Below are 19,728 nucleotides of genomic sequence, written 5' to 3' on the forward strand. Positions count from 1 at the left end.
TGGGGCAAAGGCGCACTTGCGCCGTGCCCACGATCTCTCTCGATCACGGAAACTGCGTGGGCACGCTACGCTTTGCCCGCCCCACGGCACCGTCGTCCTGAGCTACGCCCCAAAACTCTTCGGCGAGCCCGCGACCGCGACACCGCCACCTGTCGTCACCTTCATCACCGCAAGTCCGCGCTCATTGGTGCCGTCGGCGCGGAAGCGGAACAGGCCGTCGATGCCGGCAAAGCCTGAGGGGTTGGTGAGCACATCGGACGAGAAGCGCGTGGTGCCTTGCGTGCGCGCGAGCGCAGCAACGAGCGCGACCGCGTCATAAGCGAGCGTCGCGGTGCGGATCGGATCGGCGCCGTATTTGGTGCGATAGCGGCCGGAGAACGCGCGAAAACCCGCCGGATCGGGCGCGGCGTAGAGGCCGCCTTGCAAGTTTGGGCTGGCATAGACACGCGGACTGTCCCACAGGCCGGTGCCGAGCAGCTGGATGTTGCGCAAATTGGCGCCGGCCGCGGTCATCGCATCGGCGACCGCAACGACGGAATCGCCGTCATCGGCAATGAACAGCGCATCCGCACTGCCGAGCTGCTGCGCCACCGATCGCGCCGGCGTCGCACGATCGGCGCCGTATTTCTCGAACGCGACGACGCGGCCGCCACGCCGCGGCACGGCTGCCTTCACCGCGGCTTCGACGACATTGCCATAGGCATTATCAGGCACCAGCACGGCGACGGAGCGTTTGCCGATGCTGGCTGAGTATTCGATGATGCGATTGACGTCGGACTCCGGCAGGAAGCTCAGCAGATAGACGCCGCGGCCGGCAATGCTCGAATCGGTCGAGAACGCGATCACCGAAATGCCGCGCGTGCGCGCGACCTGCGCCACCGCCGGCACCGACTGCGCGAACAGCGGCCCCAGAATGATCTCGGCGCCTTCATCCACCGCCTGCTGCGCGCCGGCTTGCGCGCCCTGCGGGCTGCCATTGTCGTCCTTGATCAGGAGCTGGATGTTCGGGTTCTGGAACTCGGCCAGCGCCATCTCGGCGGCATTGCGCATGGATTGCGCGGCAAGCCCGGCATTGCCGGCGGCCGAGAGCGGCAGAATCACGGCAACCTTCACGCCGCCGGTGCCGGCGGTGGTCGCCTGCTGCGGCGGACCAGCCGGCTGGGCCGGCGGCGGCGAGGAGCTGGAGAACTGGCTGAGGCTCTGCTGCACACCGGCGCAGGCGGACAGCAGGGGCGTGCCGAGCAGCAGGCCAAGCGCACTCCGCCGGGTCGCCCCTGACATCAGGCGCCCCTTGACGGGAGACTTCAGATCACGCGGGCCCACCATCTCAGCTTCTCTTCTGACCGGCCGCATCTGCGCCAGTCACAACATTCTTTCCGCGACACAAGCCGCGGATTCAGGCATATTGTCGGCAAATAGTTAACCAAAACAAAAGGATAATGACCGCTTAACGCGACCGTCGTCCTGTCCTGGCTTGCTGTCCGCCGTCCGTCACGAAAGCATCAAGGCGCCGTTTCCGCCGTGAATATGGCGCTGACGCTCCACTCCCTCTGGAATGTGATGCCGGATGGATCACATTCCAGTCCTTCCTCGCCCCGCTTCAATATCCTGGCCAGGCATGATCTTTTTCGAGGGGCCGGTTCCCAGCCCCTGACATCATGCCTAAGTTCATCTCATTATGCGCGCAAAGCCGGCCCCGATAAATACGACTGAAGCCACGGACGCCGCCTCGCGCGGGTTCTCCATCGATGCCCACCGGCTCGTGGCGCCGAAACTCGCGGCCGGCCTCTATCTGGTCGCGACCCCCATCGGCAATCTCGGTGACATCACGCTGCGCGCCCTGCAGACGCTGGCCGCCGTCGAAATCATCGCCTGCGAGGACACAAGGATCACGCGGCGCCTGACCGAGCGCTACGACATCGCGGCGCAGCTCAAGCCGTATCACGAGCACAATGCGGAGGCCGCGCGGCCCAAAATCCTGGAGGCGCTCGCGGCCGGCGGCTCGGTCGCGCTGGTGTCGGACGCCGGCACCCCGCTGATTTCCGATCCTGGCTACAAGCTGGTGCGCGAGGTCTGCGCCGCGGGCCATGCGGTCTATGCCCTGCCCGGCCCGTCCTCGGTGCTGGCGGCGCTGTCCGTCGCCGCGCTGCCGACCGATCGCTTCTTCTTCGAAGGTTTTCTGCCGTCCAAGTCCGCCGCGCGAAAATCGCGCCTGGCCGAGCTCGCCCGCATCGATGCGACGCTGGTGATGTTCGAATCCGGCAATCGTGTGCAGGATACGCTCGCCGAGCTCGCCGAGATCATGGGCACGCGCGAGGCCGCGATCTGCCGCGAGCTGACCAAACTGCACGAGGAGATTTCACGCGCGACGCTGAGCGAGCTCGCGCGCGAGGCGGACACGCTGGAGACGCGCGGCGAATTCGTGCTGGTGATCGCTCCGCCCGCCGCCGATGCCGATGTGCTGACAGCGGATGCGCTGGACGATCTCCTGCGCACGCAGCTTTCCACGCACAGCGTCAAGGACGCGGTCGCGCATGCCGTCGCACTCTCGGGCCGGCCGCGCCGCGAGGTCTATGCCCGCGCACTCGAACTCGCCAAAGATTTGCGGGGCGGCGATGGCGAAAACTAAAGCGCCGGCCGAACCGAAGATCGCCTCGCCCGAGCGCGTCGCCGCGTTTCGCACCGGCATCTCCGCCGAGAGCCGCGCCGCTGCCTATCTGATGGCGAAAGGCTACCGCATCCTCGCCAAACGCTACCGCACGGCGCATGGCGAGATCGACCTCGTTGCGCGCCGCCGCAACCTGATCGCCTTCGTCGAGGTCAAGGCGCGCGCCAGCCTCGACGAGGCCGCCTATGCGGTGACGCCGCGCCAGCAGCAACGCATCATCGATGCCGCGCAGGGCTGGCTGATAGCGCATCCCGAGCATGCGGAATTCGAATTGCGATTCGACGCCGTGCTGATTGCGCCGCGCTCACTTCCACGCCATGTGTTGGCGGCATTCGACGCCTCGACCTGAAAGGCAGACCATGAAACTGAACATCGCCGTCCAGATGGACCCCATCGCCCGCATCAACATCAAGGGCGACTCCACCTTTGCGCTGCTTCTGGAGGCGCAGAAGCGCGGCCACGGCCTGTCCTATTACACCCCCGACAAGCTCTCGATGGTCGGCGAGGAGATCGTGGCGCCGGTCCAGCTGCTGACGGTGCGCGACGAGCCCGGTGATCACTTCACCCTCGGCGAGCCAAGGCGCGAGGCACTGAACGGCTTTGACGTGGTGCTGCTGCGCCAGGACCCGCCGTTCGATCTCGCCTACATCACCTCGACGCATCTGCTCGAGCGCATCCATCCGAAGACGCTGGTCGTCAACGATCCCGCCTCGGTGCGCAACGCGCCGGAAAAACTGTTCGTGATGAACTTTCCGCAGCTGATGCCGCCGACCCTGATCTCGCGCGATCTCGACGAGATCAACGCGTTCCGCGACAAGCATGGGGCCGTGGTGATGAAGCCGCTGCACGGCCATGGCGGCGCCGCGGTATTCCGCGTGATGCCGCAGGACATGAATTTCGGCTCGCTCTACGACATGTTCTCGGTGACGTTCAAAGAGGCCTGGGTGATCCAGCAGTTCATCCCCGAGGTGAAGCACGGCGACAAGCGCATCATCCTGGTCGATGGCGAGTTCGCCGGCGCCGTGAACCGCGTGCCTGCGGCCGACGACCTCCGCTCCAACATGGTGCGCGGCGGCGCGGCCAAGGAGACCGAGCTGACGCCGCGCGAGCGCGAGATTTGCGCCACCGTTGGACCTGCGCTGCGCGAACGCGGCCTGCTCTTCGTTGGGATCGACGTCATCAACGGCAACCTCACCGAGATCAACGTCACCTCGCCCACCGGCATCCGCGCCATTGCACGACTTGGCGGGCCTGACGTCGCGGCCAAGATCTGGGACGTGATCGAGCGGAAGCGGGCGAAGTAGGGGTTGCGTCACGCGCTCTGCCAAGAGAGCGCGCGATCTCTCCCAATGTCCCGGCGCACCGCGCGCAATTGCGCGCTAGGCCGGGACGACACTGATGATGTGGTGCGCTGCGTCTTATCTCACTACCAAGATCAGGCGCCTCCCGGCCACCCCTCCACTAACCACCCGTTCACCATGACGCCCCGCGTTATCATCCGGACGCGGGAGCGCACCCGCGTGTTTCTACGGGGCCAACGGCCGAGCGACTAACGCGGCATTCACCATCTGCCCAAAACTCGCTTCGTCACTGCCCATCACACTCGGCCTCGCAACACCCCTTATACTTTTACTCCCTACTCATCGATGCGGGGGAACCCGCCACGTGCGGTTCGAGTGCCCCGCGTAAGAGTAGAAGCGTATGAACACCGCACGCATTGTCGTTCTCGTCATTGCGCTCGGCGCCGGCGGCGTCGCTGCGTATCTCGCCAGCGGTTACGACAACAAGCCCGCACCCGTCGCCCAGGTGGTCGAGAAGCTGCCGACGGTCGAGGTGCTCGTCGCCAAATCCGACATCCAGCTCGGCCAGGCCGTGAAGGCCGAGGATCTGCTATGGCAGACCTGGCCGCAAGCGACCGCCAGCAGCGCCTTCATTCGCCGCGACAGCCGGCCCGACGCACAGACCCAGATCGCCGGCTCGATCGCGCGCGTGCCGTTGATGCAGGGCGAGCCGATCCGCGAGCAGAAGCTCGTCAAGGCCGACGGCTCCGGCTTCATGGCCGCGATCCTGCCGTCCGGCATGCGGGCCGTTTCCACCGAAATCTCGGCCGAGACCGGCGCCGGCGGCTTCATCCTGCCGAACGACCGCGTCGACATCGTCCTGACGCGTCGCCTGAAGAATCCCGATGGCCCCAACGGCCAGACCGGCGGCAATGACCTGATCCTGTCGGAAGTCGTCCTGACCAACATCCGCGTGCTCGCGATTGATCAGGCGCCGAAGGAAAAGGACGGCCAGAACGCCGTGCTCGGCAAGACCGTCACGCTCGAGCTCCGGCCCGACCAGGTCGCGACGCTCTCGGCCTCGCGCCAGGGTGGCACGCTGACACTCGCACTGCGCAGCATTGCCGATGCCAGCGCCTCCGACGGTGGACCGGAAGAGCAGGCACTCAAGCAGCGCCAGACCGGCGTGAACGTGATTCGCTACGGCGTACAGGCGCGACAGCTGACGTCACAGAAGTGATGGGGACATGATGAACTACGGGGATGATCGGACGGGCGTGCGCATTCGGGGGAAGCGCGCAAGCTCGTTCTGGGCAGGGGCCATGTTGCTGCTGGGGCTGGTCGCAGCTCCCGATCTCGTCCGCGCTGCGGATGCACCGGTCGGAGACCAGGCGCCGATGCAGGCGCCGGACCTCGGCGTGGCGCCTGTTGCAACCATTGCGCCGGCCAGGATGCGCTCGCTGTCGCTTGGCGTCGGCAAGTCGGTCGTGATCGACCTGCCGCGCGAGGTGAAGGACGTGCTGGTGGCCGATCCCAAGATCGCCAATGCGGTGATCCGCTCGTCGCAGCGCGCCTATATCATCGGCGCCCAGGTCGGCCAGACCAACGTGGTGTTCTTCACCGCCGACGGCCAGCAGGTCGCCTCCTACGACATCGCGGTGAAGCGCGATCTCAACGGCATGCGCACGGCGCTGCGCCAGTCCCTGCCCGGCGTGCAGATCGAAGGCATCGGCGACAGCGTGATGCTGACCGGCTCGGTGTCGAGCCCGGTCGAGGCCCAGCAGGCCGGCGACGTCGCCGCCAAGCTCGTCGGAGGCCCCGACAAGGTGGTCAACAACATCATCGTGCGCGGCCGTGACCAGGTGATGCTGAAAGTCGTGGTCGGCGAAGTTCGCCGCGACATCGTCAAGCAATTGGGCGTCGACCTCAGCGCCAGCCTCAATGCCGGCACCGCGGTCGTGAACTTCAACAATTCGAACCCGTTCTCGGTCTCCGGCGGCCCGCTGGTCAGCAGCAACGGGCTCGGCGTCACCGGCCTCGCCAAGGGCGTTGCCACCGTCAACGCCACCATGCGCGCGATGGAAACCGCGGGTGTGATGCGCACGCTGGCCGAGCCGAGCCTGACCGCCATCTCGGGTGAATCCGCGACCTTCGTCGCCGGCGGCGAATTCCCGATCCCCGGGGGCTATGCCTGCGATCCGGTCACCCATGTCTGTACCACCCAGGTCACCTACAAGAAGTTCGGCATCTCCCTGAACTTCACCCCGGTCGTGCTGAGCGAAGGACGCATCAGCCTGCGCGTGATGACCGAGGTCTCGGAGCTGTCGAATACGAACTCGATCACATTGACCCAGGCGGTGTCCGCGACCTCCAACAACTCGATCACCATCCCCTCGCTCCAAACCCGCCGCGCCGAGACCACGCTGGAAATCCCGTCGGGCGGCTCGATGGCGATGGCCGGCCTGATCCAGCAGCAGACAAAGCAGGCGATCAACGGCCTGCCCGGCCTCGACCAGGTGCCGATCCTCGGCGCGCTGTTCCGCAGCCAGGACTTCGTCAACAACGAGACCGAGCTGATGGTCATCGTGACGCCCTATGTGGTGCGCGCGGTCGCCCAGAAGGAATTGTCGCGGCCCGACGACGGTTTTGCGCCCTCCTCGGATGCGCAATCGGCGCTGCTCGGGCGCATGAACCGGCTCTACGGCATCGCGCGCCGCGTCGATCCGATCGACGGCGACAGGGGCGATTTCGGCTTCATCATCGACTGACACCAACGGTTTTGGGGACCGGGGCGAGAAACGGGCAAGAGGGGACCAGGCGATGACGAGGACAGCAGATCGACGTCGCAATTTGCGCATCGCGCTCGCGCTGACGGGGCTCTCCGTCATGCTCGGGGCCTGCAACACCACAGGCGACGTCGTCACCACCCAGACGGTGCCGACCGACTACCGCATGCGTCATCCGATCGCGGTGCAGGAAGGCAAGCGCTCGATCGTGATCTTCGTCGGCAAGTCGCGCGGTGGTCTGTCGGCCGCGCAGCACGCCGACGTGATGGGGATTGCCCAGGACTGGGTCCGCGAAGGTACCGGCTCGGTCGTCGTCGACGTGCCGATCGACACTGCAAATTCGCGCGCGGCCGCTGCGACCTATCACGAGATCCGCGGCGTTCTGGGCAGCGGCGGCGTGCCGTCGCGCGCCATCGTGCAGCATCCCTATCGCCCCGAGGATCCCGGCCTGCTGCCGACCATCCGCCTGAGCTATTCCAAGATCACTGCGGTCGCCGGCCCCTGCGGGCTGTGGCCCGAAGATGTGGGGCCGTCGATCCTCGATCCCGGCTACAACGAGAACCGGCCCTACTTCAATCTCGGCTGTGCCAGCCAGCGCAACCTCGCGGCCATGATCGACAACCCCGCCGATCTCGAGCAGCCGCGCGCGGAGACGCCGGTCTATACGGCACGGCGCGACATCGCTTTCGACCGCTACCGCAAGGGCAATCCAACCGCGACCACCTATCCCGAGGCTGACAAGGCCAAACTCAGCGAAATAGGCAAATGACGGGCATCGACGACGAAGAAGCGGGCGATCCGCAGCACCCCGACGAACACATTGCGCCGGTTCCCCGCATCTCGGTGCAGGCCTTTTGCGAGACCGAGAGGACGCTCGCCGCGGTGACCGCGGCCGGCCAGGATCGCCGTCTCGCCAAGGCGCATCTCACCGCCAAGAGCGGCGGACTTGCCGCGGCCATCGAAGTCTATGACACGATGCCGACGCCGAACGTCATCGTGCTCGAATCCGACGGCACGCGCGATATCCTCGAAGGTCTCGACGACCTCGCCGGCGTCTGCGATCCCGGCACGCGCGTGGTCGTGATCGGCAATCCCGGCGATACCGCGCCCTATCGTGAGCTGGTGCGGCGCGGCGTCAACGACTACGTGGTCGGCCCGGTCGAGACCATCGACGTGGTGCGCTCGATCTGCAGCCTGTTCTCGGCCTCGGAAGCCATCATCACCGGCCGCATCATCGCGGTGGTCGGCGCCAAGGGCGGCGTCGGCGCGTCCACGGTCGCGCACAACGTGGCCTGGACCATCGCGCGCGACCTCGCGCTCGATTCCGTCGTGATCGATCTCGACCTCGCCTTCGGCACCGCCGGCCTCGACTACAACCAGGATCCGGCGCAGGGCATCGCCAATGCGGTGCTGTCCCAGGACCGGCCGGACACGGCGCTGATGGAGCGCCTGCTCGCCAAATGCACCGAGCACCTCAGCCTGCTTGCGGCACCCGCGACGCTGGATCGCGTCTATGATTTCGGCGCGGAAGCGTTCGATGCGATCTTCGACACGCTGCGCATGACCACGCCCTGCATCGTGCTCGACGTGCCGCATCAATGGTCGGCCTGGACCAAGCGCGCGCTGGTCAACGCCGACGACATCGTCATCGTGGCCGAGCCTGATCTCGCCAATCTGCGCAACACCAAGAACATGCTGACGGTGCTGAAAACGGCGCGGCCGAACGACCGGCCGCCGCTCTACTGCATCAACCAGGTCGGCATGCACAAGCGGGCCGAGATCGAGGTCAAGGCGTTCGCCAAGACCATGGAAAGCCAGCCGCTCGCGGTGATTCCGTTCGACTCGAAACTGTTCTCGACCGCGGCCAACAACGGCCAGATGATCGCGGAGGTCTCCAAGAGCCACCGCACCACCGAGCTGTTCCAGAACATGGCCAACCGGCTCGCCGGGCGCGGCGAGGTGAAGAAACCGAAGCGCTCGCTGCTCGGACCGCTGCTGAAGAGGCTGAAGGGCAAGACGGGGCGCGGATCCGCGCCGCATCGCAAGGCGTCGTAAACACCCGGCAACGGCGGTGGATTACTTCTCCGCCCGCTGCTGCTGCTTCTTCGCCAGCAGCTGCCGCAGCGCCGTGATCTTGGCCGCGGCCTGGTCGGGAGGCAAATCTGCCTTCACGAGGATTTCAGCCTCGGTCTCGCGGCCCTGCAATCCCAGCACCAGCGCGAGATTGGCACGGATCCGCGCATTGCTCTGATTGCGTTGATAGGCGCGGCCGAGCACCTGTTCGGCCTTCGGCAGGTTGTTCTGCAGCATGTATGACAGGCCGAGATTGGACAGCACCGTCGGCTCCTCGGGCACGATCTTCAGCGCCGTAGCGTAATATTGCTGCGCTTCCTCGTTGCGGCCGAGCTGGTCGAGCGCCGCGCCCTGCGCCGACAGGATGCGCCAATCGGGATCCTCGGGCGTATGCGCGCGGCCCAGCACGTCAAAAGCCTGCTGGAAATTTCCATTGTCGGCGAGCGCACGGCCGTAACCGGCGAGCAGCGCCTTGTTGCTGGGATGGGCGAGCACGGCCTGCTCGAACACGGCGACCGCCTGGGCGTGCTGGCCGCCGTCACGCAGCGCCTTGCCATATTCGAGGACGATATTGGGATCGTTCGGCTTGGCACGATAGCGCTCGCGCAAGGCGCCCATATCCGGCTTGCCATCGGCCGCGGCGACAGGCTCGGACCGGCCGCCGAGCGCGCCGGTCACGTCGTCCAGGCTCGTGGTCTGGCAGCCGCCGAGGGCAAGCACCGCGAGCGCGGGAAGCAGGAATCTCGCCGGGGACGAGGCAAGGGACGAACGCTTGGACATACTCTGATCACCGCCGGCGGACTGATCAGAGATGCTTTGCCGATTAACGCTAAAGTCCGGTTAAGGACGCGTCCTTATGTGACCTAGTCGGTAAATTCCGCACCGAATTCGCAGCCGATGCGCCAGCGCAGGCGGCATTGGCGGGAGTAATCCGGCGCGAAGATGATGGTGAACTGCGGCGGCACTTCCAGGAATTCCGCCACCACTTTCACGCCCCCGTCCGAGATATCGGTGATCGTGCAGTCCCGCGGCAGCGAGCCCGCGCCAAGATGAATCTTGGCCAGCCGGCTGCACACCCGTCGTTCGCTTCTGCGGCGATTTGCAAGCATTTGAATTGTTCACCCGTTAGATCACGGCCCATCCCGCACCTCTAGGAGTAGCGGACATTCGTTGGGATGTGCTGAGGAGAGCCGTTCGCATTCGAGGCGTAGTCGAAGCTTAGTGTCCTGGTCCCGTTTACCTGATGTTAGGAACCGCCGGGGCCCTCATCCATGTTCCCGTATTGTTCTTGTCAAATCAGTCCCGCTCTGCTACCCCTAATTGTGCAAGGGGGGCAGCATGGTCCAGCGGGTTTCGACAGTCGCCTTTGAGGGAATCGAGGCCCGCGCGGTCGATGTGCAGGTGCAGGTCGCGCCGGGTCTGCCGGCCTTTGCCATCGTCGGCCTGCCGGACAAGGCGGTGTCGGAGGCGCGCGAGCGCGTCCGATCGGCGCTGATCGCTTCGGGGCTGGCGCTGCCGGCGCGTCGGATCACCGTCAATCTCGCACCCGCCGACGTCCCGAAGGAAGGCAGCCATTACGACCTGCCGATCGCGCTCGGACTGATGGCGGCGATCGGTGCGATTCCGCCGGATGCGCTGACCGGCTTTACCGTGCTCGGTGAGCTCGGCCTCGACGGCTCGATCGCACCAGTCGCCGGCGTATTGCCCGCCGCGATCGGCGCCAACACGCGCGAGGAAGGCTTGATCTGCCCCGCCGCCTGCGGCTCTGAGGCAGCTTGGGCGAGCCCCGACATCGAGATCGTCGCCGCGCACTCGCTGATTCAGATCGCCAACCATTTCAAGGGCTCGCAGGTGCTGTCGCGGCCCGTGCCGAAAGTGCATGAAGCCGCAAGCTCGCTGCTCGATTTGCGCGACATCAAGGGCCAGGAAAGCGCCAAGCGCGCGCTGGAGATCGCAGCCGCGGGCGGACATCACCTCTTGATGATCGGCGCGCCCGGTGCCGGCAAATCAATGCTGGCCGCGCGCCTGCCCTCGATCCTGCCGCCGCTGTCGCCCGGCGAACTGCTCGAGGTCTCGATGATCGCCTCCGTCGCCGGCGAGATCGAGGGCGGCGCGCTGACATCGCGGCGGCCGTTCCGCTCGCCGCATCATTCCGCCAGCATGGCCGCACTCACCGGCGGCGGCGCGCGCGCAAAGCCCGGCGAGATCTCGCTGGCGCATCAGGGCGTGCTGTTCCTCGACGAGCTGCCCGAGTTCGATCCGCGCGTGCTGGATTCGCTGCGCCAGCCCTTGGAGAATGGCGAGGTGTCGGTGTCGCGCGCCAATCACCGCGTCACCTACCCTGCCCGCTTCATGCTGGTCGCCGCGATGAATCCCTGCCGCTGCGGCAATGCGTTCGAGCCCGGCTATGCCTGCAAGCGCGGCCGCATCGACCGCTGCACCGGCGATTATCAGGCGCGCATTTCCGGCCCGCTGATGGATCGCATCGACCTGCGCATCGAAGTCCCTGCTGTCACCGCAGCCGATCTGATCCTGCCGCCAGCGACCGAAGGCTCCGCTGAGGTCGCCGCGCGCGTGGCGGCGGCGCGCGATATCCAGCTCGCGCGTTACGCGGAGGCGGGCCTGCCGCAGGTCCGCACCAATGCCGAAGCGCCGGCCGCGGTACTTGAGGACATCGCCAAGCCCGACGCGCAGGGGCAGAAACTGCTGCGCGATGCTGCCGAGACCATGCGGCTGTCGGCGCGCGGCTATCACCGGGTGCTGCGGGTGGCACGCACGCTCGCCGACCTCGATGGCGCGGACAGGATCGGCCGGCTGCATCTCGCCGAAGCGCTGTCGTACCGCGCACTCGCGGAGGATGTGCGCCAGCTCGCCTGATCATCCCGCGCATCAACCCGGTGGTAACGAGTTTCCTTTACGCTCTGCAAACCATAAGGCCCATCAGTTCCATCAGGGCCTGGCGAGTAGCGTGTCATGTTGCGTTTCAAGATCCTGGCCTCAGTGGTTCCCCTGTTGGCGGCTGCGGTGTTCGCCCGCAGCGAGATCGGATCGGTCTCGCAACCCTGCATCGCCCTCGGCGACACCTCGGTCGAGCTGACCTCCCTGTTCTGGACCGCCGGCGTCCATGTCGCCTTCACCGACGATCTGTCGCGCGCCACGGTCCGGGTTCAGATCACCGATGACCCAGATACTGCGGACTTCGCGGTCGTGGACGATGGTCTCGGTTCTGAGCCCGATTCCTGCCAGGCCAATCCAGCGAACCGCCTCATCACCATCGCAGCGCAACCTGTCGATGGTGGCCCGGTGATCTATCTTTCCACTGACGGCCCGGCCGATTACCGCATCTTTGTCCGCTCGAAGACGTTCTCGCCGCGCGAGGCCGCAGCCCTGATCGTCGGTGCTCATGGCGACCACAAGCGGCCCCTCCAGGCCGCCTCGCTCTGACGCATTAATACCTCGTCAACCCTGTTTCGAGGCCACCTCGAAGCCTCAAGCTGTTCGCAAGGTCGGCAGGACATCGTCGCGCACGGCGGTGGCAGGTTTCGGGTGAGAGTCGGGGTCGGTGGCGATGGATCGGACGTTCCGGATCAAGGTGCGCATGCGCCGCTTCAGGCGCCGCCACCCGAAGGTCGCCTTTGCCATCCGCTCCTTCATGATCTTCTCGGCCACGTTCGGCGGCGCCTATGGCTTCGTCACCGGCAGCCGCGCGCCGAATTCCGGCTACGATCCCAACGCGTTTGCGATCGGTGCGAGCTTCCTCTTCGCGCTGGCTTGCCTTGGGCTTGCCACGCTGAGCATGCGGCTGCGTTTCGTTGCCAGGCGGATGCGCAAGCTCGCCGCTCACAACGAGGCGCTGATCGACCGCAATTGGGAGCTGAAGGAAGCCGAAGAGCGCGCCCGCAGCCTGTTCGAATCGCAGGGCGACCTCATCGTGCTGCGCGATCATCAGGGCCGTATCACCTTCGCCAACGACGCCTATTGCGCGCTGGCCGGGCAGGCGCGCAGCGCACTGGTCGGCACGCGGTTCGATTTCGACGTGCTGGAGCAGGGCGACAGCGCGCGCGAAGCGAGCGGCACGCGCATCCATGACCAGAAGATATCAACTCCGCTCGGCGCGCGCTGGATCGCCTGGCGCGAGGGCCTTGTCCGGCACGATGCCGGCCGGCCCGCCGAGCTGCAAAGCGTCGGACGCGACGTCACCGACCGCACCGAGACCGAGCGTGCGCTGTCGGATGCGCGCGACCACGCCGATGCCGCCAATCGCGCCAAGTCGCGCTTCCTCGCGATGGCCTCGCACGAGATCCGCACACCGCTCAACGGCATCATCGGCATGGGCGGACTCCTGCTCGACACCAATTTGACGCCGGAGCAGACGACCTACGCCAGGGCGGTGAAAACATCGGGCGAAGCGCTGATGGCGCTGATCGAAGAGCTGCTCGACTATTCCAAGATCGAGGCCGGCAAGCTCGATCTCGAGCAGCGTCCCTTTGCACTCTCGACCCTGATCGAGGAAGTTACCGAACTGCTGGCGCCGCGCGCGCAGGCCAAGAAACTCGAGATCGCGGCTTATGTTGACGAGCGGCTGCCGCTTGAAGTCAGCGGCGATGCCGCACGGCTGCGCCAGGTGCTGCTTAATCTTGCCGGCAATGCCATCAAGTTCACCGTATCAGGCGGCGTAGCGCTGATCGTCGAGCCCGGCATCTGGCCGAACGAGATCAGCTTCCTGGTCCGCGACACCGGCATCGGCATTGCGCCCGAGGCGCAATCGCGCATCTTCCGCGAATTCGAGCAGGCCGACGACCGCGTTGCCCGCACCTACGGCGGCACCGGGCTTGGCCTTGCCATCAGCGAGCGCATCGTCAAGCGCATGGGCGGCCGTATCACGCTGGAGAGCGCGCCCGGCAAGGGCTCGACCTTCGAGGTCGCCATTCCGCTCGCGCCCTCGCAAGGTGAGGCCGGACAAACGGCATTCCCGAGCCCTGATCTATCAGGCAAATCCATCCTGCTGGTCGCCGACGGCATCGAAGCGTCCCTGATCGCGCGGCGGCTGGAGCGCTGGGGCGGCCAGACCTGCCTGGTCGCCGACGCAGCGGTGGCCGAAGCGCTGCTGCCTGAGCGCTCCTGGCATGCGGTGCTGGTCGACCATGCGCTCGGCGCGACCATTGCCGATCGCGTGGGCGAAGCCGCCCGCGCCCATGCGACGCAGCGCCTCGTGCTGCTGACACCGAGCTCGCGTCGCGAAGGACTCTCGCCTGCTTTCACCGGCTTCCTGGTCAAGCCATTGCGCGCAGCCTCGCTCGCCGCGCGCCTCGCGCTGACGCCGGAGGTCGCATCACCCGATCTCGCGCCGGAGCCTGTCGAGACGACGGCAGTCAGAGCGCCCACGCACGGCCTCTCGATCCTTGTCGCCGAGGACAATGAGATCAACGCGCTGCTGATGCGGTCGCTGCTGACCAAGCTCGGCCACCGTGTCGTCATCGCGGTTCATGGCGAAGCGGCCTTGGAATCCTGGCTTGCGGCCAGCTCTGCCGGCACGCCTTATGACCTGGTGTTGATGGACATCCAGATGCCGCAGCTCGACGGCATCGAGGCAACCAAACGCATCCGTGCCCATGAGGCCGTGAGCGGCGGCCATCACACGCCGATCCTCGCTCTCACCGCGAACACGCTGGTGGAAGATCGCTACGCCTGCTTCGAGGCAGGCATGAACGGATTTCTGATCAAGCCGCTCGATCGCGAGAAGCTGGACGAGGCGCTCGCGGGCTTGCCGGCGGCACGGCAGCTGGCGGTGTAGCCCGCGCTCTCTCCCCGTGGTGACGGGCGCGCCTTGCCCGGCCGACAATCTGCAATTGAAATCGAACCTGCTGTGCGTCATCATCCTGCGGGGGCTCGGTTTCCGTAGAGGATATCGCGCATGAATGTGCTTTGCCGCCTCTTCGTCATTGTCCTTCTCGCCGCTAGCGCCCAGGCTGCCGTCGCAGCGGATACGACGGAGCTCATCGCCTCGCTAAAGCAGGGCGGCTACGTTCTGGTGTTTCGGCACACCGCGACCGACGACAGCCAGAAGGACGTCTATCCCTTCAAGTTCGACGACATGAGTGCCCAGCGCCAGCTGAGTGAAAAGGGCAGGGATATGGCGCGTCAGATCGGGGTGGCAATCCGGGAACGCGCGATTCCGATCGGGAATGTCTACACAAGCCGCCTGAACCGCGCGATCGAAGCCGGCAAGCTGATCACCGGCAAGGAAGGCCAGGCAGTCGACGCATTGACGGACAGCAGCAACGCCAGCGCATCGGGAATGGCAAACCCCAGTGCCGCGAACACAAAGGCTGGAGCGGCCGTGCGCCAGCTCGTCGATCAATCGCCGGCACCAGGCACGAACACCGTCCTCGTCACGCACAAGACGAACCTTGCCGATGCCTTCGGCAAGGACGCCGGAGACGTTCAGGAAGGCGAAGCCTTTGTCTACAAGGCCAGCGGCTCCGGCCCCGCGACTTTCGTGGCCCGCATCAAAGCCGCGGATTGGACGGCGAAGGCCGGCCAATGATGGGCGGCGAAGCTACAGCCTTCTGAGCGCCACGCTCTCCACCGCGTGATCCGCGGCCTTCTTCAGGATCAGCGTCGCCCGCGGGCGCGTCGGCAAGATGTTGTCCTCGAGATTGGCGAGGTTGGTCCGCTCCCAGATCGCGGTGGCGGTGGCGATCGCCTCCTCGTCCGACAACAGCGCATAGCGGTTGAAGTAGGACTTTGGATTGGTGAACGCGGTGTCGCGCAGTGCCAGGAAGCGCTTGATGTACCAGTGCCGCAGCGCCTCTTCGTCGGCGTCGATATAGACCGAGAAGTCGAAGAAGTCGGAGACGACGGGCACCGCCTTGCCGTCACGCGGCAGCTTGCCGGTCTGCAAGACATTGACGCCCTCGACGATCAAAATGTCGGGCTGGTCGATCTCGGCCCATTCATTCGGCACGATATCGTAGGTCAGATGCGAATAAACCGGCGAGCGCACGTGCCGGCGGCCCGACTTGATGTCGGACAGAAAGTTGAGCAGCAGCTGCAGGTCGTAGCTCTCCGGAAAACCCTTCTTCTGCAAAATGCCTTGCTGCTCGAGCAGCGCCTTCGGGTAGAGGAATCCGTCGGTGGTGATCAGATCGACTTTCGGACGCGGCGACCAGCGCGCCAGCAGCGCCTGCAGCACGCGGGCTGTGGTCGACTTCCCGACCGCGACGGAACCGGCAACGCCGATGATGTAGGGCACCTTGCGGTCGCGGATATTGAGGAACTGCCGCTCGGCGTAATACAGGCGCTGCATCGCATCGACATAGATCGAGAGCAGGCGCGACAGCGGCAGATAGATGTCCTCGACTTCCTTGAGATCGAGACGGTCGTGCAGCGAACGCAGCCGGTCGAACTCGCCCGGCTCCAGCGTCATCGGCGTATCGTCGCGCAACCGCGCCCATTCTTCGCGCGTATAGACGCGGTACGGATTATATAGCTGCTCGGGTGCGCGGATATCCATGACGCGACCTTTCCGTTGGGACTCTTTAGTTGAGCATGATCTTTTCGGAAAACCGCTTCACACTTTTCCGGATCATGCTCCTAACCCTTACGCGACGCTTTCTCTTCCAACCCAGACATGTTCGTACGCTTGTCGAGGGCGGCTTCCACCTCTTCCAACTTTACGCCGCGCGCCTTGAGCAGCACAAGGAAGTGATAGAGCAGGTCGGCACTCTCGGCGATCAGATGCGCGCGATCGTTTTCGACTGCTGCGATTACGGTTTCGACTGCTTCCTCACCGAACTTCTTGGCGCAATGTTCGGCACCCTTGTCGAGAAGCTTGCGGGTATAGGAGGCCTCTCCACCGGAGGCCGCGCGGGCGTCGATGGTCTCGGCGAGGTCATGGATCGTGAAACGCGGCATCGGAATTACTCAGAAACATATCCGGCCAGACAGGCCTTTTCCCACCGGCCTGTGTAGCATTTTTACGAACGGGAGTCGTCAGGCATCCATGCGCATGGGCAAGCCCCGCCGCGTCATGTGCTCCTTGGCTTCACGGATGGTGAATTCCCCGAAATGGAAGATGGAGGCGGCCAGCACGGCCGTGGCGTGCCCGTCGCGAATACCCTCGACGAGGTGATCGAGATTGCCGACGCCGCCCGAGGCGATCACGGGAACGGGAACGCTGTCGGCAATCGCCCGGGTCAGCGGGATGTCAAAACCCTGCCTGGTGCCGTCGCGATCCATCGAGGTGAGCAGGATCTCACCAGCGCCGAGCGAAACCACTTCCTGGGCGTATTCGACGGCGTCGATGCCGGTCGAGTTGCGGCCGCCATGGGTAAAGATCTCCCAGCGGTCGCCGCCCGGGCGCTTGACCCGCTTGGCGTCGATCGCGACCACAACGCACTGCTCGCCGAATTTTTCGGCGGCTTCCTTGACGAACTCGCGCCGCGACACCGCGGCACTGTTGATCGAGACCTTGTCCGCGCCGGCGCGCAGCAGCGTCTTGATGTCGTTGACCTCACGCACACCGCCGCCGACGGTGACAGGCATGAAGCAGGCTTCCGCCGTGCGCCGGACGACATCCAGCATGATGCCGCGATTCTCATGGGTCGCGGTGATGTCGAGGAAGGTCAGCTCGTCGGCGCCGGCGGCGTCGTAGGCAATCGCGGCCTCGACGGGATCGCCGGCATCGCGCAGATCGACGAAATTGACGCCCTTGACGACGCGGCCGTCCTTGACGTCGAGACAGGGAATCACGCGCACCTTGAACATGTGTCAGCTCCTGGGCGCGTTGCGGATCAAGGCGAGGGCGGCGGCGGGATCGAGCCGGCCGTCATAGAGCGCGCGGCCGGCGATCGCGCCGGCGAGCTTTTTCGCACGCGGCGTCAGCATCGCCTTGACGTCCTCGATCGAGGCGAGACCGCCCGAGGCGATCACGGGAATCGAGATCGCATCCGCCAACGCGATGGTCGCGTCCAGGTTCAGGCCTTTGAGCAGGCCGTCGCGCGCGATGTCGGTGAAGATGATGGCGGCGACGCCGGCATCCTCGAACCGCTGCGCGATTTCCAGCACCGTCACCTGCGAAGTCTCGGCCCAGCCTTCGACCGCGACCTTGCCGTCGCGGGCGTCGAGCCCAACGGCGACGCGGCCGGGGAATTTCTTCGCGGCCGCCTTCACCAGCTCCGGATCGCGCACCGCAGCGGTGCCGATGATGACGCGGGTAATGCCTTTTTCCAGCCAGGCTTCGACGGTTTTGAGATCACGAATGCCGCCGCCGAGCTGCACCGGGATCTTGATCGTCTTCAGCATCGCTTCGACGGCCTGCGCATTGACAGGCTTGCCGGCAAAGGCGCCGTCGAGATCGACGACGTGGAGATATTCAAAACCCTGCGCAACGAAGCTCTGCGCCTGGGCGGCGGGATCGAGATTGAAGACAGTGGCGCGCGCCATGTCGCCTTGCTCGAGGCGCACGCACTGGCCGTTCTTGAGGTCGATGGCAGGAAAGAGGATCATGATTGAGCCAGGATTTTTCCACGCACGCGGTGCGCTCCCTCCCCCCTTGTGGGGGAGGGTTGGGGAGAGGGGTAAGCCACGGGCACCGCCGTTGGGGCTACCCCCCTCCCGAACGCTGCGCGTTCGACCTCCCCCACAAGGGGGGAGGTAAAAAGAGAGAGCGAAGCGCCCATCACGGTTTCCATCGCAAAAAGTTCGAGATCAGGGCCAGCCCAAAACGCTGGCTCTTCTCGGGGTGAAACTGCGTGCCGATGGCGGTGTCCCTGCCGACGATTGCGGTGACGGGCCCGCCGTAATCGGCGCGCGCGAGGACATCAGCTTCATTGGCCGCGTTGAGGTGGTAGGAGTGCACGAAATAAGCGTGCTCGCCCTTGGGGCCGAGCGGCAGCTTGTTCAGCACCGGGTGCTCCTGCAGCAGCTCGAGCGTATTCCAGCCCATGTGGGGGATCTTCAGGCTCTCGTCACGCGGCTTGATCTTCTCGACGTCGCCGCCGATCCAGTTCAGGCCCTCGGTGATGACATGCTCCTTGCCGCGGCTCGCCATCAGCTGCATGCCGACGCAGATGCCGAAGAACGGCCGCGCCTTGACGCGCACCGCTTCCGTGATCGCCTCGACCATGCCGTTGACCGCATCGAGCCCGCGCCGGCAATCGGCGAAGGCGCCGACACCCGGCAGCACCAGGCGATCGGCTTCATAGGCCTGATCGGGATCGCTGGTGACGAAGACCTTCTGACCGTTCTCCAGGCTGCGCGCGGCGCGCTCAAAGGCCTTGGCGGCGGAATGCAGATTCCCGGAACCGTAATCGATGATGGCGACGCTCATCTTGACCCTCCCGGTTCTGGAAACAATCCAATGATGCCGCCGGCCGGAATCGGCGGCGGGTTCGAAAATGGCTGACCCGGCACGTTGCGGGTCGGCGGCGGGCCGCCGCGATCGACGGCCCATTGATCGTTGACGATGCCGCGCTGTGACTTGCTCCAGCGCTCGAAGAAGCGGCGCTCCGCGGTGTCCTCGTCATCGGCGACGACGACGTCGAGCTGCCGCCACTTGCCGCGCGACAGCGTCCAGCGACGCAGGCTGGAGGCCTCAATGCCCATCAGCAGCGCGACGATGCAGTTGGCGAGGAAGATCGAGCGGCGACCGACACCGAGGCTGTGCAGCCCCCCATCGAACGCGGCGAGGAAGACGATCCAGCCGATCAGCGCCAGCCACAGCCTGTTCCAGGCCAGCCAGAACGGACCAAGGATCATCGCCCAGAAATGGAAGCCGTCGCGCACGAACACGAACTTGTCGGTCGCGCGCAGATCGGCGCCGCCGGGGAAGGGAGCATGAACTGTGTAGACAGGCATTTTCGATGCCCCGCTCTCGAGAATGAAGTCGATGCCGCCGGCGGCGCTTGGCCACCGAGAC

At 65.6% G+C, this 19,728-nt stretch carries 20 protein-coding genes; 11 read left to right on the forward strand and 9 right to left on the reverse strand.

Annotated elements, in window-relative coordinates; genetic code table 11:
- Positions 1–102: 102 nt before the first annotated feature.
- Entirely contained in the window at positions 103–1,326 is a 1,224-nt protein-coding gene (locus L6637_RS20750; RefSeq protein ID WP_237871934.1) for a penicillin-binding protein activator, read from the reverse strand.
- 352 nt (positions 1,327–1,678) lie between these two features.
- Here L6637_RS20750 and rsmI point away from each other — a divergent pair, with 352 nt between their 5' ends.
- The 7 genes from rsmI (at position 1,679) to L6637_RS20785 (ending at position 8,789) form a co-directional block, all read left to right on the forward strand.
- A complete protein-coding gene (gene rsmI / locus L6637_RS20755) occupies positions 1,679–2,629 on the forward strand; it encodes a 16S rRNA (cytidine(1402)-2'-O)-methyltransferase (RefSeq protein ID WP_237871936.1) in 951 nt (316 codons plus the stop codon).
- Positions 2,616–3,017: a YraN family protein gene (locus L6637_RS20760; protein WP_237871938.1), complete on the forward strand. Its 402-nt coding sequence runs from the start codon at positions 2,616–2,618 to the stop codon at positions 3,015–3,017. Before rsmI ends, L6637_RS20760 begins: the two co-directional genes overlap by 14 nt.
- Positions 3,018–3,027: 10 nt before the next feature.
- Entirely contained in the window at positions 3,028–3,972 is a 945-nt protein-coding gene (gshB, locus tag L6637_RS20765) for a glutathione synthase (protein WP_237860875.1), read from the forward strand.
- Between the two features lie 397 nt (positions 3,973–4,369).
- On the forward strand, positions 4,370–5,188 hold the full coding sequence (gene cpaB / locus L6637_RS20770) for a Flp pilus assembly protein CpaB (RefSeq protein WP_237860877.1): 819 nt from the start codon (positions 4,370–4,372) through the stop codon (positions 5,186–5,188).
- A gap of 10 nt (positions 5,189–5,198) precedes the next feature.
- Positions 5,199–6,716: a type II and III secretion system protein family protein gene (locus tag L6637_RS20775; RefSeq protein WP_237861310.1), complete on the forward strand. Its 1,518-nt coding sequence runs from the start codon at positions 5,199–5,201 to the stop codon at positions 6,714–6,716.
- A 52-nt stretch (positions 6,717–6,768) separates the two neighbouring features.
- A complete protein-coding gene (locus L6637_RS20780; protein ID WP_237860879.1) occupies positions 6,769–7,503 on the forward strand; it encodes a CpaD family pilus assembly protein in 735 nt (244 codons plus the stop codon).
- On the forward strand, positions 7,500–8,789 hold the full coding sequence (locus L6637_RS20785; RefSeq protein ID WP_237860881.1) for a CpaE/TadZ family protein: 1,290 nt from the start codon (positions 7,500–7,502) through the stop codon (positions 8,787–8,789). The genes L6637_RS20780 and L6637_RS20785 overlap by 4 nt, the downstream gene beginning before the upstream one ends.
- Positions 8,790–8,810: 21 nt before the next feature.
- Here L6637_RS20785 and L6637_RS20790 read toward each other — a convergent pair whose 3' ends face one another.
- The gene (locus tag L6637_RS20790; RefSeq protein WP_237860883.1) at positions 8,811–9,587 is read right to left on the reverse strand and encodes a tetratricopeptide repeat protein; all 777 of its coding nucleotides are present in this window, start codon (positions 9,585–9,587) and stop codon (positions 8,811–8,813) included.
- An 83-nt stretch (positions 9,588–9,670) separates the two neighbouring features.
- A complete protein-coding gene (locus L6637_RS20795; RefSeq protein ID WP_237860885.1) occupies positions 9,671–9,916 on the reverse strand; it encodes a PilZ domain-containing protein in 246 nt (81 codons plus the stop codon).
- A gap of 229 nt (positions 9,917–10,145) precedes the next feature.
- On the opposite strand from L6637_RS20795, the gene L6637_RS20800 reads away from it, so the two are divergent.
- The 4 genes from L6637_RS20800 (at position 10,146) to L6637_RS20815 (ending at position 15,354) form a co-directional block, all read left to right on the forward strand.
- Entirely contained in the window at positions 10,146–11,684 is a 1,539-nt protein-coding gene (locus L6637_RS20800) for a YifB family Mg chelatase-like AAA ATPase (RefSeq protein ID WP_237871941.1), read from the forward strand.
- A 96-nt stretch (positions 11,685–11,780) separates the two neighbouring features.
- The gene (locus tag L6637_RS20805; RefSeq protein WP_237860889.1) at positions 11,781–12,251 is read left to right on the forward strand and encodes a hypothetical protein; all 471 of its coding nucleotides are present in this window, start codon (positions 11,781–11,783) and stop codon (positions 12,249–12,251) included.
- 124 nt (positions 12,252–12,375) lie between these two features.
- Positions 12,376–14,601, forward strand: coding sequence for an ATP-binding protein (locus L6637_RS20810; RefSeq protein ID WP_237871943.1), 2,226 nt, complete (start codon positions 12,376–12,378; stop codon positions 14,599–14,601).
- A 120-nt stretch (positions 14,602–14,721) separates the two neighbouring features.
- Positions 14,722–15,354, forward strand: a complete 633-nt coding sequence (locus tag L6637_RS20815) for a histidine phosphatase family protein (protein WP_237871945.1) — start codon at positions 14,722–14,724, stop codon at positions 15,352–15,354.
- 12 nt (positions 15,355–15,366) lie between these two features.
- Here the strand turns inward: L6637_RS20815 and coaA are convergent, their stop codons facing one another.
- The 6 genes from coaA to L6637_RS20845 form a co-directional block, all read right to left on the reverse strand.
- Positions 15,367–16,323, reverse strand: coding sequence for a type I pantothenate kinase (coaA, locus tag L6637_RS20820; RefSeq protein ID WP_237860894.1), 957 nt, complete (start codon positions 16,321–16,323; stop codon positions 15,367–15,369).
- A gap of 80 nt (positions 16,324–16,403) precedes the next feature.
- Positions 16,404–16,724 (reverse strand): phosphoribosyl-ATP diphosphatase, encoded by a 321-nt coding sequence (locus L6637_RS20825; protein ID WP_237860896.1) that lies wholly within the window; start codon positions 16,722–16,724, stop codon positions 16,404–16,406.
- A gap of 78 nt (positions 16,725–16,802) precedes the next feature.
- Positions 16,803–17,576 carry an imidazole glycerol phosphate synthase subunit HisF gene (gene hisF, locus L6637_RS20830; RefSeq protein ID WP_237860898.1) on the reverse strand — a complete coding sequence of 258 codons (774 nt, stop codon included), beginning with the start codon at positions 17,574–17,576 and terminating at the stop codon, positions 16,803–16,805.
- A 3-nt stretch (positions 17,577–17,579) separates the two neighbouring features.
- On the reverse strand, positions 17,580–18,317 hold the full coding sequence (gene hisA, locus L6637_RS20835) for a 1-(5-phosphoribosyl)-5-[(5-phosphoribosylamino)methylideneamino]imidazole-4-carboxamide isomerase (protein WP_237860900.1): 738 nt from the start codon (positions 18,315–18,317) through the stop codon (positions 17,580–17,582).
- Positions 18,318–18,489: 172 nt separating this feature from the next.
- Positions 18,490–19,140 (reverse strand): imidazole glycerol phosphate synthase subunit HisH, encoded by a 651-nt coding sequence (hisH, locus tag L6637_RS20840; RefSeq protein WP_237860902.1) that lies wholly within the window; start codon positions 19,138–19,140, stop codon positions 18,490–18,492.
- Positions 19,137–19,667 (reverse strand): DUF2628 domain-containing protein, encoded by a 531-nt coding sequence (locus L6637_RS20845; protein ID WP_237860904.1) that lies wholly within the window; start codon positions 19,665–19,667, stop codon positions 19,137–19,139. The genes hisH and L6637_RS20845 overlap by 4 nt, the downstream gene beginning before the upstream one ends.
- Positions 19,668–19,728: the final 61 nt, after the last annotated feature.

It is taken from the genome of Bradyrhizobium zhengyangense (genome assembly GCF_022012435.1).
Classification (GTDB): Bacteria; Pseudomonadota; Alphaproteobacteria; order Rhizobiales; family Xanthobacteraceae; genus Bradyrhizobium; species Bradyrhizobium zhengyangense.

Excerpts from the sequence above, each read along its gene's own strand:
- L6637_RS20800 (WP_237871941.1), top strand. The coding sequence starts at position 10,146 with ATGGTCCAGCGGGTTTCGACAGTCGCCTTTGAGGGAATCGAGGCCCGC.
- L6637_RS20815 (WP_237871945.1), top strand. The coding sequence starts at position 14,722 with ATGAATGTGCTTTGCCGCCTCTTCGTCATTGTCCTTCTCGCCGCTAGC.
- L6637_RS20785 (WP_237860881.1), top strand. The coding sequence starts at position 7,500 with ATGACGGGCATCGACGACGAAGAAGCGGGCGATCCGCAGCACCCCGAC.
- L6637_RS20780 (WP_237860879.1), top strand. The coding sequence starts at position 6,769 with ATGACGAGGACAGCAGATCGACGTCGCAATTTGCGCATCGCGCTCGCG.
- L6637_RS20810 (WP_237871943.1), top strand. The coding sequence starts at position 12,376 with ATGGATCGGACGTTCCGGATCAAGGTGCGCATGCGCCGCTTCAGGCGC.
- hisH (WP_237860902.1), bottom strand. The coding sequence starts at position 19,140 with ATGAGCGTCGCCATCATCGATTACGGTTCCGGGAATCTGCATTCCGCC.
- coaA (WP_237860894.1), bottom strand. The coding sequence starts at position 16,323 with ATGGATATCCGCGCACCCGAGCAGCTATATAATCCGTACCGCGTCTAT.
- L6637_RS20790 (WP_237860883.1), bottom strand. The coding sequence starts at position 9,587 with ATGTCCAAGCGTTCGTCCCTTGCCTCGTCCCCGGCGAGATTCCTGCTT.
- hisA (WP_237860900.1), bottom strand. The coding sequence starts at position 18,317 with ATGATCCTCTTTCCTGCCATCGACCTCAAGAACGGCCAGTGCGTGCGC.
- L6637_RS20750 (WP_237871934.1), bottom strand. The coding sequence starts at position 1,326 with ATGGTGGGCCCGCGTGATCTGAAGTCTCCCGTCAAGGGGCGCCTGATG.
- L6637_RS20760 (WP_237871938.1), top strand. The coding sequence starts at position 2,616 with ATGGCGAAAACTAAAGCGCCGGCCGAACCGAAGATCGCCTCGCCCGAG.
- gshB (WP_237860875.1), top strand. The coding sequence starts at position 3,028 with ATGAAACTGAACATCGCCGTCCAGATGGACCCCATCGCCCGCATCAAC.
- cpaB (WP_237860877.1), top strand. The coding sequence starts at position 4,370 with ATGAACACCGCACGCATTGTCGTTCTCGTCATTGCGCTCGGCGCCGGC.
- L6637_RS20795 (WP_237860885.1), bottom strand. The coding sequence starts at position 9,916 with ATGCTTGCAAATCGCCGCAGAAGCGAACGACGGGTGTGCAGCCGGCTG.
- L6637_RS20805 (WP_237860889.1), top strand. The coding sequence starts at position 11,781 with ATGTTGCGTTTCAAGATCCTGGCCTCAGTGGTTCCCCTGTTGGCGGCT.
- hisF (WP_237860898.1), bottom strand. The coding sequence starts at position 17,576 with ATGTTCAAGGTGCGCGTGATTCCCTGTCTCGACGTCAAGGACGGCCGC.
- L6637_RS20825 (WP_237860896.1), bottom strand. The coding sequence starts at position 16,724 with ATGCCGCGTTTCACGATCCATGACCTCGCCGAGACCATCGACGCCCGC.
- L6637_RS20845 (WP_237860904.1), bottom strand. The coding sequence starts at position 19,667 with ATGCCTGTCTACACAGTTCATGCTCCCTTCCCCGGCGGCGCCGATCTG.
- L6637_RS20775 (WP_237861310.1), top strand. The coding sequence starts at position 5,199 with ATGAACTACGGGGATGATCGGACGGGCGTGCGCATTCGGGGGAAGCGC.
- rsmI (WP_237871936.1), top strand. The coding sequence starts at position 1,679 with ATGCGCGCAAAGCCGGCCCCGATAAATACGACTGAAGCCACGGACGCC.